The organism is Sulfitobacter sp. HI0129 (assembly GCF_001635395.1).
GTDB lineage: Bacteria > Pseudomonadota > Alphaproteobacteria > Rhodobacterales > Rhodobacteraceae > Sulfitobacter.
In genome coordinates, this window is record NZ_LWGH01000937.1 from 1 (window position 1) to 410 (window position 410).

Sequence of the window (410 nt, forward strand, 5' to 3'; positions counted from 1 at the left end):
TCCGCGCGGTGGATGCCCAGCAGCGGGCGCAGCCATTCGATACCCGCGCGCACGGAATGGGGCGCCATGGCTGACAGCCCGTCCACGCCGGAGCGCCGGGCAAGCCGCATCACGAAAGTCTCTGCCTGATCGTCCGCCGTATGACCCAGGGCAATCGCCCCGATGTCGTGGCGCGCGGCCCAATCCGCCATGAGCCGGTAGCGCGCATCCCGGGCCGCGGCCTGCAGGTTGCCGGAGCCGTCCCAATCGGCCCATTGCAGGGTGTCATGCGGAACCCCCAGCGCCGCGCAGCAGGCGGCGACCCCGGTGGCTTCCTCGGCGGAGCCTGCGCGCAGGCCATGATCCACGGTGACCGCGCGCAGCGACAGGCCGCGCGTGTCGGCCATGTCATGCAACAGGTGCAGCAGTGC

At 71.7% G+C, this 410-nt stretch carries 1 protein-coding gene; it reads right to left on the reverse strand.

The genetic code is table 11. The features are described from left to right. Window positions 1–386: tRNA lysidine(34) synthetase TilS (tilS, locus tag A3764_RS21085; protein WP_236628283.1), on the reverse strand; the 386-nt coding region annotated here is incomplete at its 3' end. Between the last annotated feature and the right edge of the window lie 24 nt (window positions 387–410).